The sequence below is a fragment of the Staphylococcus sp. AntiMn-1 genome, assembly GCF_001663395.1.
Classification (GTDB): Bacteria; Bacillota; Bacilli; order Staphylococcales; family Staphylococcaceae; genus Staphylococcus; species Staphylococcus equorum.
The window spans coordinates 184,230-200,623 of sequence record NZ_CP012968.1; the positions used below are offsets into that span (position 1 = coordinate 184,230).

Annotated in this window: 14 protein-coding genes; 10 read left to right on the top strand and 4 right to left on the bottom strand. The window is 33.4% G+C overall.

Annotation, left to right across the window (positions count from 1 at the left end; translation table 11 throughout):
• Positions 1–19: 19 nt before the first annotated feature.
• Positions 20–1,021, bottom strand: a complete 1,002-nt coding sequence (locus AOB58_RS01065) for a proline dehydrogenase family protein (RefSeq protein ID WP_002507293.1) — start codon at positions 1,019–1,021, stop codon at positions 20–22.
• Between the two features lie 264 nt (positions 1,022–1,285).
• On the opposite strand from AOB58_RS01065, the gene AOB58_RS01070 reads away from it, so the two are divergent.
• From AOB58_RS01070 to AOB58_RS01080, 3 genes are all read left to right on the top strand, one after another.
• The gene (locus tag AOB58_RS01070; protein WP_021339037.1) at positions 1,286–2,110 is read left to right on the top strand and encodes an alpha/beta fold hydrolase; all 825 of its coding nucleotides are present in this window, start codon (positions 1,286–1,288) and stop codon (positions 2,108–2,110) included.
• A gap of 250 nt (positions 2,111–2,360) precedes the next feature.
• Positions 2,361–3,317: an L-lactate dehydrogenase gene (locus AOB58_RS01075; protein WP_021339038.1), complete on the top strand. Its 957-nt coding sequence runs from the start codon at positions 2,361–2,363 to the stop codon at positions 3,315–3,317.
• 149 nt (positions 3,318–3,466) lie between these two features.
• Positions 3,467–3,868: a transcriptional regulator, SarA/Rot family gene (locus AOB58_RS01080; RefSeq protein ID WP_021339039.1), complete on the top strand. Its 402-nt coding sequence runs from the start codon at positions 3,467–3,469 to the stop codon at positions 3,866–3,868.
• A gap of 303 nt (positions 3,869–4,171) precedes the next feature.
• Here the strand turns inward: AOB58_RS01080 and AOB58_RS01085 are convergent, their stop codons facing one another.
• Positions 4,172–4,732: a tRNA 5-(aminomethyl)-2-thiouridylate-methyltransferase MnmM gene (locus AOB58_RS01085; RefSeq protein WP_064782820.1), complete on the bottom strand. Its 561-nt coding sequence runs from the start codon at positions 4,730–4,732 to the stop codon at positions 4,172–4,174.
• Positions 4,729–5,682 (bottom strand): tRNA modification radical SAM protein MnmL/YtqA, encoded by a 954-nt coding sequence (locus tag AOB58_RS01090; RefSeq protein ID WP_021339041.1) that lies wholly within the window; start codon positions 5,680–5,682, stop codon positions 4,729–4,731. Before AOB58_RS01090 ends, AOB58_RS01085 begins: the two co-directional genes overlap by 4 nt.
• A 110-nt stretch (positions 5,683–5,792) precedes the next feature.
• On the opposite strand from AOB58_RS01090, the gene AOB58_RS01095 reads away from it, so the two are divergent.
• The 3 genes from AOB58_RS01095 (at position 5,793) to AOB58_RS01105 (ending at position 10,104) form a co-directional block, all read left to right on the top strand.
• Positions 5,793–6,962 (top strand): MDR family MFS transporter, encoded by a 1,170-nt coding sequence (locus AOB58_RS01095; protein ID WP_002507299.1) that lies wholly within the window; start codon positions 5,793–5,795, stop codon positions 6,960–6,962.
• Between the two features lie 397 nt (positions 6,963–7,359).
• Entirely contained in the window at positions 7,360–9,774 is a 2,415-nt protein-coding gene (leuS, locus tag AOB58_RS01100; RefSeq protein WP_064782821.1) for a leucine--tRNA ligase, read from the top strand.
• A gap of 18 nt (positions 9,775–9,792) precedes the next feature.
• A complete protein-coding gene (locus tag AOB58_RS01105; protein WP_002507301.1) occupies positions 9,793–10,104 on the top strand; it encodes a rhodanese-like domain-containing protein in 312 nt (103 codons plus the stop codon).
• Positions 10,105–10,390: 286 nt separating this feature from the next.
• On the opposite strand, the gene AOB58_RS01110 is transcribed toward AOB58_RS01105, so the two are convergent.
• The gene (locus tag AOB58_RS01110; protein WP_002507302.1) at positions 10,391–11,650 is read right to left on the bottom strand and encodes a BaiN/RdsA family NAD(P)/FAD-dependent oxidoreductase; all 1,260 of its coding nucleotides are present in this window, start codon (positions 11,648–11,650) and stop codon (positions 10,391–10,393) included.
• Positions 11,651–11,771: 121 nt separating this feature from the next.
• Between AOB58_RS01110 and AOB58_RS01115 the strand changes: the two genes are divergently transcribed.
• The 4 genes from AOB58_RS01115 (at position 11,772) to pepV (ending at position 16,392) form a co-directional block, all read left to right on the top strand.
• A complete protein-coding gene (locus AOB58_RS01115; protein WP_021339043.1) occupies positions 11,772–13,409 on the top strand; it encodes a putative polysaccharide biosynthesis protein in 1,638 nt (545 codons plus the stop codon).
• Entirely contained in the window at positions 13,406–14,104 is a 699-nt protein-coding gene (locus AOB58_RS01120) for a pseudouridine synthase (RefSeq protein WP_002512504.1), read from the top strand. Before AOB58_RS01115 ends, AOB58_RS01120 begins: the two co-directional genes overlap by 4 nt.
• Before the next feature lie 15 nt (positions 14,105–14,119).
• Entirely contained in the window at positions 14,120–14,530 is a 411-nt protein-coding gene (locus AOB58_RS01125) for a YtxH domain-containing protein (RefSeq protein WP_021339044.1), read from the top strand.
• Between the two features lie 452 nt (positions 14,531–14,982).
• The gene (gene pepV / locus AOB58_RS01130) at positions 14,983–16,392 is read left to right on the top strand and encodes a dipeptidase PepV (RefSeq protein WP_021339045.1); all 1,410 of its coding nucleotides are present in this window, start codon (positions 14,983–14,985) and stop codon (positions 16,390–16,392) included.
• Positions 16,393–16,394 lie beyond the last annotated feature (2 nt).

Below are 16,394 nucleotides of genomic sequence, written 5' to 3' on the forward strand. Positions count from 1 at the left end.
AATTCTTTTTTGTTCACTATTATTTTTTGAAAAGGCGATATACTAAGGCACTAGCTGCTCCAAAGGCTGCAACTATACCTGTAACAACGCCCGCTTTTTTCATTACTTCGGGTTTCATTAATTCTTTAAACATTAAATTTAAATTTTGAGGTCGTTCAGCTAGTCGCCTCATAAAGTAACTAAACCAATCATCCCCATATGGTACATAAATACAGAAATTGTTACCTTCCCCAGCTATTTTCTCCGCTAAATCAGTACGGAAACCATACAACATTTGAAATTCATACTGATTTTTTTCGATATTATTATCTTTGATAAATTGTTTTATATGTGTAATAACTTTATCATCATGAGTTGCAATTGACGTTACATTTTTAGCGTTTAATAATCTTTTTTCAATTAAACGTATGTAATTTTCGTCAATGTCTTCTTTAGTTTGATAAGCTATTGTATCACTTTCTTTATATGCGCCTTTAACCATGCGCAATCGTAATTCTGGATATTTTTCTACAAGTGTATCAGCTTCATATAAATAACCTTGAATTACGGTACCTACATTTTTGAATTCACCTTTTAAACGGTCTAACACTTGCGTGATGTCAAATAAACTATCATACTTTTCAGTATCGATATTAATATGCATATTATTAAACTCATTCGCTTTTAATAATATTTCACGTAGATTGCGATAAGCAAGATCCAAATCAAATTCAGAGCCTAACTGGCTTAATTTAATAGACATGTGACCATCTAAGCTATTATTATAAATAGCGTACATCACTTCTAATATTTGATCTTTTGATTGAATTGCTTCACCTTCAGTTACAACAAATTCTCCAAGGCAATCTACAGTAACTGTAATTCCCTTGCTGTTTAGACGTTCAATTGTGTTTAATAAGGCTTCGATTGTATTGCCAGCAACCACTTTATTAGCACCGAGCATTGGACCGATTTCCTTAGCAGTCTTATTTAAAAAAGGGTTGTTAGATAACCCGATAAAAAAATTTTTCACAATTGGCATATTAATTCCTCCCATTCTGCTTACAGCTGATCTTTCAATATAAGTGTAGCATGAATCTAAAGGGAATGAAATCGTTTACAATAGAATATATTACACTTTATTTTATTAAATACACTTATAGCAAAGTGTTGATTATAAGATGCTTTTTATTTTTAAAACAAATTGAGTTTTTCACGTCCATGGCTATCTTTAAAATGGAAAAAGTACATCATATTTTGATACAATAAATATAATGAAATTTAACGAGAAGGGGAAGTATGTATTATGTGGAAATGGGAAACCGAAAAGGAAGCTAAAGGTGTCGTTGTAATTGCACATAACATGCTTGAACATACGGGAAGATACGCATATGTAATTACGATGCTTCGCCGAAATGGATATCATGTTATTATGGGCGATTTACCTGGCCAAGGGCAAACGTCACGTTCTAACAAAGGTCAAATTGACAGTTTTGATGTATATCATGAGCATATTTTAGAGTGGATTAGAATAGCGAATGAGTATAAAATACCTACTTACGTGTTAGGTGTCGGTTTAGGTGGTTTAATTACACTTAATTTACTTGAAAAAGTAGAAGTACCAATTGAAGGTTTGATGCTTTTATCTCCACTTTTAGAATTTAAAAAGAGTAATAAATCTCGTAAAGATAAAATAATTTCAAATATAGGTAAAGTAGCTAAAGATACAAGATTTAAAGTGGGAATCACGGTTGAAGACTTAACACGAAACGAAGAAGTAATTGAAGAAATAAAAAATGACCAGTTGATGTTGCAGAAAGTAACTTATCACTGGTATAAACAAATCATAGAAATTATGAAAGAAACAGTAACACATTTAACTGATATTAAACCGTTACCACTACTGTTAATGTATGGTCTAGAAGATCAAGTTGCAGATACATCAACAATGGAATTAATTAAAGACAAAGTGAAAACGGATGAATTATATTTCAAAGCATGGGAAGGACTTTATCATGAGGTACATAATGAACCCGAAAGAGATGAAGTAATGAGATATATATTGGCATTTTTAAATAATAGTGCAAGCAATAACGGCTTTATTGTACATGATGAACATGAAGTATCTTAATTAAAAGCATCACCACACTAAAATAGAGTAAGAAAAGCGTCAGATACCATAAAATGTTATCTGACGCTTTTCTTATAAAATATCATTTAGAATAAAGAGTATGTACCACGCTATAATGAAGGTTGTTGAAATAATTTTGTGAAATAAATCACAATTTTATTGAAAAACTCATAGAATACTGTTATATTTATATTGTGAAATAAATCATAAATAATAACTTAACGATTGAATACGTGAGGAGCGTCATATAATGAAACAAGTTAAAAATAATAAAGTAGTTTTAATAGGTGATGGGGCAGTAGGCTCAAGTTATGCTTTTGCGTTAGTAGCTCAAGGTGTTGCAGATGAATTAGTAATTATTGATTTAGACGAAGAAAAAGTTAAGGGCGACGTCATGGATTTAAATCACGGTGCGCCATATGGTGATTCACCAGTGAAAATCAAAGCAGGTACATATAATGAATGTACAAATGCAGATTTAGTCGTCATTACTGCTGGTGCAGCTCAAAAACCAGGTGAAACACGCTTAGATCTTATTGAAAAAAACACCAAAATTTTTAAAGGAATTGTTTCTGAAGTTATGAAATCTGGATTCGATGGTATTTTCTTAATTGCTACAAATCCAGTAGATGTCTTAACATATGTGACATACAAAGTATCAGGTTTACCAAAAGAAAAAGTGATAGGTTCTGGTACAATTTTAGATACAGCACGTTTTAAATATGAGTTAGCTGAAGAATTTGGCGTTTCATCAGGAAGCGTGCATGGTCAAATTATCGGTGAACATGGTGATTCAGAATTAGCGGTATGGTCTCAAGCTAATATTGCTGGTCAATCTTTATATCAACTTTTAAAAGATGATCCTGAAAAGCAACACAGAGTTGAAGAGATTTTTACAAACACGCGTGATGCAGCTTACGATATAATACAAGCAAAAGGTGCGACGTATTATGGGATTGCAATGGGGTTACTACACATTACTAAAGCAATTTTAAATAATCAAAATGTTGTATTAACAGTTTCTAGTTATTTAGAGGGTGAATACAACCAAGAAGAAGTCTATATTGGTGTACCAACACAAGTAAATAAAGAAGGTGCTGTAAAAGTTTTTGAAATGCCTCTAGACAGCCATGAGCGCAAGTTATTCGAAAAATCAGCCACTATTTTGAAAGAAATGCAAAATAAAATAACTCATATAATTGCATAATTCATAGTTTAAATTTAAACTGTATATAAGATTAATTTTATTAAAAATTCTAATGTTAATTCAGTGAAGAATTTATTTACTAAGAATGATGTTTTTTGATAAATTAATTTTACATGTTTAACTTTATACTATGATTGGGGGATTATTCTATGGGGAAGACATTTACTGATAATGTTGATGGTGTTTTAAGATTAGAAATGGTGTTGAATGACATCGAAGATATCTTTAACAAAGTTCAAAAGCAGTACAAGATGTCGAAAGAAGAAATTTTGATTCTTTTAACACTTTGGAAAGAAGGATCGATGACTTTAAAGGAAATGGATGATTTTGTACACATTAAATCTTATAAGCGTACAAGAACTTATAATGATTTAGTGGAAAAAGCGTGGATCATTAAAGAAAGACCACAAAATGACGAACGTACAGTTATCATTCATTTCAATGAAGATTTAAAAGCGCAACGGGAAAGCCTTTTAAATTTCTTCAAAGAAGAAATTGAATCAAAATCAACTAGCATTCAAACTAGTCTTAAATCTATCATTAACTTATAGGGAATAAGCAAAGCCTCGGTAGTCAAATACCGAGGCTTTTGTTTGTCTTTTTTATTTTATTATAAATAAGGTTTGTGCATACTTTCCTCAGGGCTAGCTTTAGCTGTAGTCTTTAGCTCATTCCTTCCACACAGAAGTCGTGCTAAATCATTGATAGTAATTAAAAATCTCAAACAAACTAAACGTAAATAATACAAGTTTGGTTTGTTTGAGATTTAAAATAGTTATTTTATCTTCGAATAAATAGTTAATAACCGTGGTTGCGTTAAGAAATATACCTTGAAATCATGGGGTATTCACAGTCTAAATTTTTTCAAGTGCACAGATAAACGGCGGGTTATTCTGTTGATTAATAAATTGATATTGCAATACATGTGCTTTAGTTTGGTCAAACTGTGATAAATAATCAATTAAAGCATCACGTTCTAACTTGCCTTCATCATGACCATGATAAATCACTAATATAATGATGCCTTCTGGAGCTAATATATCAAAAATTGCGTTGATAGCTGACAATGTACTTTCAGGTTGGGTAACAATCGATTTATCACCTTTAGGTAAATATCCTAAATTGAAAATGGCAGCATCCACTTTACCAACTTCAATATCTGGAATATGCTGTTTTACATGTGCATGGCTATCTTGAATCAACGTTACATTGTGATAACCTTCAGTTTTTAGTTTTGTATTGCTAATAGCTTCTGTTTGGATATCCAATGCATATACTTTACCGTGAGGCACTTGTTGCGCAAGAAAAAGTGTGTCATTGCCATTACCACAAGTAGCATCTATGACAATGCTTTCTGATGTAACATGTTGTTGAAGCAACGTTTTCGCAAATGGTAAAATACGTTCTAATTTCATGATTTTATCTTACTTTCAAAATGTTTTCCTTGATATGATTCTCTGCGACCAAGTTCATTATCGATTTCGTTCAGTACTTCCCATTTATTTACGCTCCACATTGGACCTACCATTAAATCAATCGGACCATCACCAGTAATTCTATGAACAATCATTTCTTTTGGAATAATTTCTAATTGGTCACAAACTAATTTAGTATATTCATCCTGTGACATAAATTCTAACATGCCTTTATCATACTGTTTCACCATTGGTGTGCCTTTAAGTAAATGTAGTAAATGGATTTTAATACCTTGGACGTCCATTTGAGCGACTTCTTTAGCCGTCTCCATCATCATTGTATAGTCTTCACCTGGCAAACCATTAATAATATGTGTACAAATATTAATGTTATGTTTCCGTAATTTGGCGATACCTTCATGATATGTTTGCATATCATGTGCGCGATTGATTAAATCTGATGTTTCTTGGTGAACTGTTTGTAAACCAAGTTCTACCCATAAATATGTACGCTCGTTTAACTCTGCCAAATACTCAACCACATCATCAGGTAAACAATCAGGTCGTGTACCTATTGAAAGGCCAACAACACCCGGTTCCTTTAAAGCAGTTTCATATTTTTCACGTAATTCTTCGACAGGTGCATGCGTATTTGTAAATGCTTGGAAGTAAGCAATGTATTGACCGTCACTCCATTTTTCGTGCATTCTATCTTTAATTTGTTGAAATTGTACATCGATTGGATCCACACGATTACCTGCAAAATCTCCGCTACCTGCAGCTGAACAGAAAGTACATCCTCCATGTGCTACAGTACCGTCTCTATTAGGACAATCAAAGCCACCGTCAATTGCTACTTTGAAAATCTTTTGTCCGAATTTATTTTTTAAGTGATAATTCCAAGTGTGATATCTTTTATTCTCGAATGCGTAAGGGAAAAATTGTCCCATAAAACATTTTCCTTTCTGAATTCATTCTAGTTAAAGATTTTAACATATTTTAATGATATAGTGTTTAGTGTAAAATTAGAAATTTTAAAAATAGAGAGGAGCTTACTGTTATGAAAATGCCTAAATCAGTGTGGTGGTTAGTTATTGGGATGGCATTAAATATCACTGGCTCAAGTTTTTTATGGCCCTTAAATACAATTTATATGAATGAACAATTAGATAAAAGTCTTACAATGGCTGGTTTTGTCCTAATGATCAATTCGTTTGGTATGGTTATTGGTAATTTATTAGGTGGTAATTTATTTGATAAATTAGGTGGCTACCCAACGATTATGATAGGTACAGTTATATGTTTAATCAGTACAACGCTATTAAATTTCTTCCATGGGTGGCCTTGGTATGCGGTTTGGCTCGTAGCATTAGGTTTTGGCGGGGGTATGATTATTCCAGCTATTTATGCACTCGCAGGCGCTGCATGGCCTCAAGGTGGCCGCCAAACATTTAACGCAATCTATTTAGCGCAAAATTTAGGTGTCGCTATAGGAGCAGCATCCGGAGGTTTTGTGGCAGAGTTGAGTTTCAATTACATATTTATAGCAAACTTATTAATGTATGTAGCATTTGCAGTTGTAGCAATCACACAATTTAATATTAAACTTGATGTGAAAGTAAAATCGAATGATACGATGTCCTTATTATCTAAACAAAACAGAGTTCAATTTATTGCGCTATCACTTTTATGTGTGATGTTTAGTATTTGTTGGATTGCATACATTCAATGGGAGAGTACGATTGCTTCTTTCACTCAAGAAATTAATATGTCAATGAGCCAATACAGTTTGTTATGGACTGTTAATGGTATTATGATTCTGGTTGCACAACCGCTAATTATGCCGGTAATCAGGTTACTAAAAGGTAATTTAAAATATCAAATGTTGGTAGGTATAGCGATTTTTATAATGTCGTTCTTAGTGACAAGTTTTGCTGAACAATTTTCAGTGTTCATGATAGGTATGATTATACTAACATTAGGTGAAATGTTTGTTTGGCCAGCCGTTCCAACAATTGCAAATCAATTAGCTCCAAAAGGAAAAGAAGGGGCGTTTCAAGGGTATGTTAACTCAGCAGCAACTGTAGGCAAGGCTTTTGGTCCGCTTATAGGCGGAGTTCTTGTAGATACATTTAATATGCAAGCGATGTTTTTAAGTATGATAGGTTTACTTGTTATCGCAGTGTTTTTCTTAATGATTTATGATAGGAAATTACCAAAAGATGTATAAATTTTACATGGAAAATAAAAATTATAATCATTTTCTCGAACAGGTGTAAGGTTGCTTGTTCGATTTTTTTATAAAAACTAATAAATCGCAACATAGAAACTTTTAGTGTAGCTTTATTTCGCGTTTTCCACTTGAAATAAAACCTTTTTTCAAATATCATTAGTAATGTATAGGAGTAGTAACTTGAAAGCTTTTCTACAGAGAACTAGGAAAGGTGGAACCTAGTGTTAAGCATTGAGTGAACTTACCAGGACTTAAATGAATTTATAACATCTCTAACTATTAATTTAAATGAGCGCACATTTAATGTGAAACTGGGTGGTACCGCGGTGAAAGTCGTCCCTTTTGAAATCGATAATAGTTTGAGGTGTTTTTTTATTGAATAGGAGGAAAAGTAGTGAACTACAATCATAATGAAATTGAAAAGAAATGGCAGGATTATTGGGCAGAACATAAAACTTTTAAAACGAGCGATAATTTAGGTCAAAAAAAATTCTATGCGCTAGACATGTTTCCATACCCATCAGGTGCAGGACTTCATGTAGGCCATCCAGAGGGTTATACAGCTACCGATATTATTTCTCGTTATAAACGTATGCAAGGTTATAATGTGTTACATCCAATGGGGTGGGATGCATTTGGTCTTCCTGCAGAACAGTATGCCTTAGACACTGGTAATGATCCTCGTGAATTTACTAAAAAAAATATTGAGACGTTTAAACGTCAAATTAAAGAATTAGGTTTCAGTTATGATTGGGATAGAGAAGTGAATACTACAGACCCAGAATATTATAAATGGACGCAATGGATTTTTATTCAATTATATAATAAAGGACTCGCTTACGTTGATGAAGTTGCAGTAAACTGGTGTCCAGAACTTGGTACAGTACTTTCAAATGAAGAAGTTATTGACGGTGTGTCCGAACGTGGCGGTCACCCTGTGGTAAGAAAACCAATGAAACAATGGGTATTAAAAATTACTGAATATGCAGATCGTTTACTTGAAGATTTAGATGACTTAGATTGGCCTGAATCATTAAAAGACATGCAACGTAACTGGATTGGTCGTTCAGAAGGGGCTGCTATCTCATTCGATGTAGAAGACAATGATGCCCAAATTGAAGTATTTACAACACGTGCAGATACTGTGTACGGTGCAACATTCTTAGTGTTAAGTCCTGAACATGAACTTGTAAATCAAATTACAACAGCAGATCAAGAAGTGGCTATCAAAGATTATCAACAAGAAGCGGCTAAAAAGTCAGACTTAGAACGTACAGGTTTATCTAAAGAAAAATCCGGAGTATTCACTGGTGCATATGCAACGAATCCTTTATCTGGACAACAAGTTCCAATTTGGATTGCCGATTATGTACTTTCCACATACGGAACTGGTGCAGTTATGGCAGTACCAAGTGGAGACCAAAGAGACTATGAATTCGCACAAACATTTGATTTGCCAATTTTAGAAGTTATCGAAGGTGGCGATTTATCGCAAGAAGCCTATGATGGAGATGGACCACATGTTAATTCTGGCGAGTTGAACGGTTTATATAACGAAGAAGCGATTGCTAAAGCAATTGAATTGTTAGAACAAAAAGGTGAGGGTACTAGAAAAGTAAATTATAAATTACGAGACTGGTTATTTAGTCGTCAAAGATATTGGGGCGAACCAATACCTGTAATTCATTGGGAAGATGGTTCAATGACCACTGTTCCAGAAGAAGAATTGCCGTTACTTTTACCTGAAACGGATGAAATTAAGCCTTCAGGTACAGGCGAATCTCCATTAGCTAACATTGCTGATTTTGTTAATGTGGTTGATGAAGAAACTGGAATGAAAGGTCGTCGCGAAACAAATACTATGCCACAATGGGCAGGTAGCTGTTGGTATTATTTAAGATATATTGATCCAGATAATGATCAAATGCTTGCTGATCCAGAAAAATTAAAACACTGGCTACCGGTTGATTTATACATTGGTGGTGTAGAACACGCAGTACTTCACTTATTATATGCGAGATTCTGGCATAAAGTTTTATATGATTTAGGTGTAGTCCCTACGAAAGAACCATTCCAAAAATTATTTAACCAAGGCATGATACTCGGTGAAGGTAATGAAAAAATGAGTAAGTCAAAAGGTAATGTAATCAACCCAGATGATATCGTGAAATCACATGGTGCTGATACTTTACGTATGTATGAAATGTTTATGGGACCACTTGATGCAGCAATTGCATGGAGTGAAAATGGTTTAGACGGCTCAAGACGTTTCTTAGACAGAATCTGGCGCTTATTAGTTACTGATGATGGTTTGATTTCCGATAAAGTGGTAAATATTAATAATAAAGCTTTAGATAAAAGTTATCATCAAACAGTGAAAAAAGTTACTGAGGATTATAATACTTTGAATTTCAATACCGCGATAAGTCAACTTATGGTATTTATCAATGATTGTTATAAAACAGATGAAATTTACAAACCATATATTGAAGGATTCATTAAAATGTTGGCACCAATTGCACCACATATATCTGAAGAATTATGGACGCAACTTGGACATGAAGAAACAATCACTTATCAACCATGGCCTTCATATGATGAATCATTGCTCGTTGATGATGAAATCGAAATTGTTGTTCAAGTGAACGGTAAAGTACGTGCTAAGATTAATATTCCAAAAGACACTTCAAAAGAAGAAATGGAACAATTAGCACTTGATAATGATAATGTTAAAGCTGAAATTGAAGGTAAAGATATCAAGAAAGTCATTGCAGTACCAAAAAAATTAGTTAACATTGTAGCTAAATAATAGTAGGAGGAATTATTTATGGAATCTATTACAATTGATGAGTTGAAAGATAAGGTCCTAAATTCTGATCCAATTCATATCGTTGATGTTAGAACAGATGAAGAAACAGCTATGGGTGTAATACCAGGCGCAGAAAAAATACCAATGAATCAAGTTCCAGATAAATTAAATCATTTTAACAAAGATGAAACATATTATATCATTTGTAAAGTGGGCGGACGTAGTGCACAAGTTGTTCAATTCCTTGAACAAAACGATATACATGCAGTTAATGTTGAAGGCGGTATGGACGCGTGGGGCGACGAAGGTTTAGAAATCAATAGTATTTAAGTTGAAATAAAGCTTAAAATATTGAATTGAAAATGTTTGATTTAATAAATTCTAATTAGCTTTCTTTTTAGAGCGTTAATTGTAATTTTAAAGTGTCGACAAAGTCTCTGACTTTGTTGGCATTTTTTTGTGCAAGTATTCCACAAGCGCAGCGTCATCCTATAGTCTTCAGCTATGAACTTGTCAAAGGCAAATATTGTCTCGATGACAATATAAATCAAAAAAACAAACAAAATGCTATAAGAGCATTTTGTTTGTTTTGATTTGTGAAGATTATATTTAAGTATTAAAGATGAAATTCACCCGCGTTTGAGCCAGCAACATTACCAGTGACTAAAGCGCTTGTGATATTATATCCACCTGTGTAACCATGTATATCTAATACTTCACCGCACAAAAATAACCCTGGTACGTGTTTTGACATCATAGTTTTAGGGTGTATTTCTTTTAATGACACACCACCACCAGTTACAAAAGCTTTATCAATGGGCAACGTTCCGTTGACAGTAAAAGTAAAACCTTTAAATAATTCAACTAACTTATTAATTTGTGCATTTGAAATATGATGGGCAGTTAAGTCATCACTAATTTGTGCTTGTTCAATAATGAATAATAAATAACGTTCTTCGATTAACCCGTGCAAGCTATTTTTAATATATTTGTCAGGTGTATCTTTTAATATATTTCTAATTTGTGCTTCTAATTGAGCGACACTCAGATTTGGAAAAGCATCAAGTTGCATCTGAATCTCTTTTTGTTTTTGACTTTTTTGCTCTTTATATACAAATTGACTACATCTCAGTGCGGCAGGTCCACTTATACCAAAATGTGTGAATAACATATCCATTTGATGTGTGATACGTTGTTTGCCATTCTTTTTCAATACGGATAGTGCAACATCCTTTAAACTTAAACCTTTTAAACGCTTGTTCTTAATAAAAGGTTCAGAAGACGTAATAGGGACTTCGGTCGGAAATAATTCTGTAATCGTATGACCTAAATGTTTAGCAAATTTATAACCATCTCCAGTAGACCCCGTTTTGGGTACACTAGTACCACCAGTCGCAATAATGAGACTCTTACTTTCAAATTGTTGTTGCTCATTTAGTGTAACTTGAAACGTTTGTTGTGGTGTATATTCAATAGATTGGACAGTAGATTCTTCTTTAACGTTTACATTGTTTTGTTGTAACGTATGAATGAGGGCATCTACCACGTCTTGTGCTTTATTAGATACTGGAAACATACGACCATGATCTTCTTCTTTTAAACCTACACCTCTTGATTCGAAAAATTGAATGATGGATTCATTATCAAATACAGAGAAAGGACTGTATAAAAATTTTCCATTGCCAGGTATGTTTTTAATAATTTCATCATAAGGAAGGCGGTTAGTAACATTACAGCGGCCGCCACCAGAAATTTTTAGCTTGCGACCCAATCCTTTTTTCTTCTCAATTAATAAAACATTTTCGCTATTTTGACTTGCTGCAGCGGCAGCCATGAGTCCACTTGGCCCACCACCGATTATAATTGTTTGATACATTTTATTGCCTCCCTTAGCTATATAGTGTTATTTTATAGTAATATACTTTTGAAAAAAAGTAGTTATAACGTTATTATTAAAGTTATGAGTGTAAAAATTAATTTGAGATAGGAAGATCTGAATGAGTGAAAGTAAAGAATTAGTGAGGGGCACCTTTTTAATTACGCTTAGTATTTTGATTACTAAGGTTTTAGGTGTTATATATATTATTCCATTCTACTCGATTATTGGTGGAGAGGAAAATTTGGCGCCTTTCAACTATGCATACACCCCGTATAATATAGCGATTGCTATTGCAACTGCGGGAGTCCCATTAGCAGCGTCTAAATATGTTTCTAAGTATAATGCAATGGGTGCATATAAGGTCAGTGAAAAACTGTATAAATCAAGCTTTCTTGTTATGACTGTAACAGGATTTATAGGATTTTTCATCTTATATTTATTAGCTCCAACAATTGCATCTATTACTTTAGCAAATAAAGCAGGTGCAAATGGCGGGTGGTCAGTAGACGAAATTACATGGATTATTAGAATTATTAGTATGGTAGTTATTTTTATTCCGCTACTTGCTACATGGCGCGGTGTGTTCCAGGGTTACAAATCTATGGGACCAACAGCAGTGTCAGAAGTTATTGAACAAATTGCACGTATACTATTTATTTTAGTTGGTAGTTATTTAGTTCTTAATGTATTTAACGGCAGTGTACTTGCAGCTAATGGTATTGCTACATTTGCAGCGGCTGTAGGAGCAATTGCAGGGATTTTCACACTATGGTATTACTGGAGAAAAAGAAAACCTAATATTGAAAAAATGGTTGCAACGGATACAACGGGCATTGATATATCATACGGTAAAATGTACAAAGAGATTATTTCTTACAGTATTCCGTTCGTCATCGTGAGTCTGAATTTCCCATTATTTAATTTAGTCGATCAATTTACACATAATAGCGCACTCGGTTTAGCAGGTGTGTCTAGCAATATGCATGACTATTTCTTTACAATTTTAAATATGACGACAAATAAAATCGTTATGATTCCAACAGCACTATCAGCTGGTTTTGCAGTAAGTTTAATTCCATTTATTACTAAAACGTATGCAAAAGGTGAATTACATGAGATGCACAGACAAATACGTACGTCATTAGGGGTTCTAATGTTCATCACAGTGCCTGCAAGTTTAGGTATTATGGCATTAGCATTACCATTATATACAGTCTTTTATAGTTATAATGTTGATGGTAGCCAAATGCTATTCTACTATGCGCCAGTAGCAATTCTAATTGGTTTATTGAGTGTAACAGCATCAATGTTACAAGGTATTGATAAACAAAAATTAACAGTATTTGTTATATTAGCGGCAGTTGTAATAAAAGTAGTGTTAAATACACCATTAATTATAGCGTTCCATTCTGCTGGTGCGATATTAAGTACGGCAATTGCATTATTATTTGCAGTGTCATGTAATCTGTATATACTTAAAAAACATGCTAAATTTGATTTTTCAGAAACATGGTTACACTTTGGTAAAATATTCTTGTATAGCTTAATTATGATGATATCAGTTGAATTAACATTCTTTATCTTACAATTCTTTATTTCAACACAATCTAAATTTGGATCGCTGATTATAATTATTGTTAGTGTGATTGTTGGTATGTTAGTTTATGCTAGCATGACTATGAAGACAAGACTTGCAGATCAGTTTTTAGGTGATATTCCACAGAAAATTAGACGTAAATTAGGTATCGCAGAATGAGAATAGATAAATTCTTAGCTAATATGGGCGTAGGAACACGTACAGAAGTGAAACAACTACTAAAAAAAGGCAATGTTACCGTGAATGATAAAAAAGAGAAATCACCAAAAACACAAATCAATCCAGATACGGATACTGTAAGCGTTAATGAAACGCAAATTCAGTATATAGATAAAATCTATTTGATGTTAAATAAACCAAAAGGGTATTTATCAGCTACTGAAGATAATAATCAACAGACAGTTATAGACTTAGTAGAAGAATTTAGATATTTAGAACTATTTCCAGTTGGACGTTTGGATAAAGATACTGAAGGGTTATTGCTCATCACTAATGATGGGCAGTTTAACCATCAATTGATGAGTCCAACAAAGCATGTTTCTAAGACATATGAAGTAATTTCTGAAAAAACTATTACAAAAAATGATATAGAATCCTTTAAAACGGGTATTGAATTAAATGAGGGATTGGCGAAACCTGCTCAATTAGTTGAAGGTGATGAAAAGAACAAATCATTTGTCACAATATACGAAGGAAGGTATCATCAGGTTAAGCGTATGTTTCATGCTATAGATAATGAAGTTTTAGCTTTGAAACGTATTAGCATTGGCGACTTAAAGCTAGATTCAGCATTAGCGCCAGGAGAATATCGTCATCTAACTCAACAAGATTTTAAACAATTAGGATTAAAATAATGAAGAGGTGTTTTTATGTCAAATTTATTTAAAGCAGTATTAGGTATCGGCGGAGCAGCGGCTGCAGTTGTTCTTTCTAAAAAAGAAAATAGAGATAGATTAAAAGACGAGTATGGCAAATACAAGTCTAATCCAGAATCATATAAACAAAACGCGAAAGATATCGCTAGTCAAATTAGTTCAAAAGCAGGCGAAACTTATAGTGAAGTAAAACAAGATCCTAAAGGCTATGCTTCAAAAGTAAAACAAGACCCTAAAGGTTACCTTAAAGATCAAAAAAATCATTTCAAAAATGGTGTCAAAAAAGAAGACGTAGAAATTGAAGAAGCTAGATTCGATGATGAAGGCGGAGATCCTTCTAATAATCTACGTGTCGTAACTGAAGAAGAATTAAAAAATAATAGTAATAAACGTGATAATAAGTAGTAGATTACGTTTTGACGGCCTAGTTCATTTTAGTGAACTAGGTTTTTTTATGTAAGTGCGACAGAAATTTATATTTTTTAACGAGATTTCGTCGTATGAGCCGAGTCCCACAAAGATAACTAGAAAATCGAATACATGAGCTGGAGCGCTTGCATAAGACCTACTTGTCTTCATAAATGAAGTAGTAGTGCTTTAAAAGATTAATATAAGCGCATTTTCAGTTCAGTCAGTCACTGCCAATATAATAATTAAGGATGAGACATGTATTTTGTCTCACTTCTTTTTTATATTAATACAGTTTTTGAAATATATTAATATATATAGGTTGAACTGTTTTCTTTGTTGACTAAACAGTTGGAATTTTTAAATAATAATGACATCTCACTGTAGTTTCTTCCACACTTCATGTAAAATATTAAATATATAAGTTTGGAGAAGGAAGTGGATCACAAATGTGGAAAGACAAAGTGAAAGAGTATGAAGATCTAATCGTTGATGATTTGAAAGGTTTATTATCTATTGAGAGTGTTAGGGAAGATAATAAAGCAACAGCAGAATATCCAGTTGGACCTGGTCCACGAAAAGCCTTAGATTACATGTACAAAATAGCTGAACGCGATGGATTTGGCACACATGATGTAGACCATATCGCTGGTCGTATTGAAGCGGGTGCTGGAGAAGATGTTTTTGGTATATTATGCCATGTTGATGTTGTACCTGCTGGAGAAGGTTGGGATTCTGATCCGTTTGATCCAGTTGTGACAGACGATAGAATTATTGCAAGAGGTACGCTTGATGATAAGGGTCCAACAATTGCAGCGTACTATGCAGTTAAAATATTAAATGATATGAATGTAAATTGGAAAAAACGTATACATATTATAATAGGTACTGATGAAGAATCTGATTGGCAATGCACTGAGCGTTATTTTGAAACTGAAGAAATGCCTGCATTAGGATTTGCACCGGATGCAGAATTCCCTGCAATTCACGGCGAAAAAGGTATTACTACTTTTGATGTGATACAAAATGAAAAAGCAGAAGACCAAGACGAGCCAGAATATGAATTAATTTCATTTAACTCAGGTCAAAGATATAATATGGTACCTGATGAAGCCGTGGCAAATGTATCTGTAAAAGAAAACATGACTGACGTCATTCAAAATTTCGAACAATTTGTTCAAGAGAACAATATTGAAGGGGAAAGTATCGTTGATAGTGGTGTACTTGTATTAAAAGTTCAAGGAAAAGCTGTACATGGTATGGATCCTTCTATCGGTGTCAATGCTGGTTTATACTTGTTAAATTTCTTATCAAGCCTAGATTTAGATAAAACAGCAGCTAATTTCGTAGATTTCAGTGAAAAATATTTATTCAATTCTCATTTCGGAGAAAAAATGGGTATGAAATTCCACACAGATGTTATGGGTGATTTAACGACGAATATTGGTGTTATGTCTTATGACAATGTCAAAGGTGGGACATTTGGTGTTAATTTAAGATATCCGCAAGGATTTGAATTTGAAGAAGCAATGACGCGTTTCAAGAGTGAAGTTCAATCACTTGGATTTTCAATTGAATTAGGTAAAAATCAAACACCACACTATGTAGAAAAAGATGATCCATTTGTTCAAACGCTCGTACAAGCCTATAGAAACCAAACAGGCGATGAAACTGAACCATACACAATTGGTGGTGGCACATACGCCCGTAATTTAGATAAAGGTGTTGCCTTTGGAGCAATGTTCAATGATTCTGAAGATTTAATGCACCAAAAAAATGAATATATCAGTAAGAAGCAATTATTTGATGCGACGAGTATCTATTTAGAGTCACTATATACTTTGTGTGTGGAGGAATAAAT

Excerpts from the sequence above, each read along its gene's own strand:
- AOB58_RS01065 (WP_002507293.1), bottom strand. The coding sequence starts at position 1,021 with ATGCCAATTGTGAAAAATTTTTTTATCGGGTTATCTAACAACCCTTTT.
- AOB58_RS01070 (WP_021339037.1), top strand. The coding sequence starts at position 1,286 with ATGTGGAAATGGGAAACCGAAAAGGAAGCTAAAGGTGTCGTTGTAATT.
- AOB58_RS01075 (WP_021339038.1), top strand. The coding sequence starts at position 2,361 with ATGAAACAAGTTAAAAATAATAAAGTAGTTTTAATAGGTGATGGGGCA.
- AOB58_RS01080 (WP_021339039.1), top strand. The coding sequence starts at position 3,467 with ATGGGGAAGACATTTACTGATAATGTTGATGGTGTTTTAAGATTAGAA.
- AOB58_RS01085 (WP_064782820.1), bottom strand. The coding sequence starts at position 4,732 with ATGAAATTAGAACGTATTTTACCATTTGCGAAAACGTTGCTTCAACAA.
- AOB58_RS01090 (WP_021339041.1), bottom strand. The coding sequence starts at position 5,682 with ATGGGACAATTTTTCCCTTACGCATTCGAGAATAAAAGATATCACACT.
- AOB58_RS01095 (WP_002507299.1), top strand. The coding sequence starts at position 5,793 with ATGAAAATGCCTAAATCAGTGTGGTGGTTAGTTATTGGGATGGCATTA.
- AOB58_RS01105 (WP_002507301.1), top strand. The coding sequence starts at position 9,793 with ATGGAATCTATTACAATTGATGAGTTGAAAGATAAGGTCCTAAATTCT.
- AOB58_RS01110 (WP_002507302.1), bottom strand. The coding sequence starts at position 11,650 with ATGTATCAAACAATTATAATCGGTGGTGGGCCAAGTGGACTCATGGCT.
- AOB58_RS01115 (WP_021339043.1), top strand. The coding sequence starts at position 11,772 with ATGAGTGAAAGTAAAGAATTAGTGAGGGGCACCTTTTTAATTACGCTT.
- AOB58_RS01120 (WP_002512504.1), top strand. The coding sequence starts at position 13,406 with ATGAGAATAGATAAATTCTTAGCTAATATGGGCGTAGGAACACGTACA.
- AOB58_RS01125 (WP_021339044.1), top strand. The coding sequence starts at position 14,120 with ATGTCAAATTTATTTAAAGCAGTATTAGGTATCGGCGGAGCAGCGGCT.
- pepV (WP_021339045.1), top strand. The coding sequence starts at position 14,983 with ATGTGGAAAGACAAAGTGAAAGAGTATGAAGATCTAATCGTTGATGAT.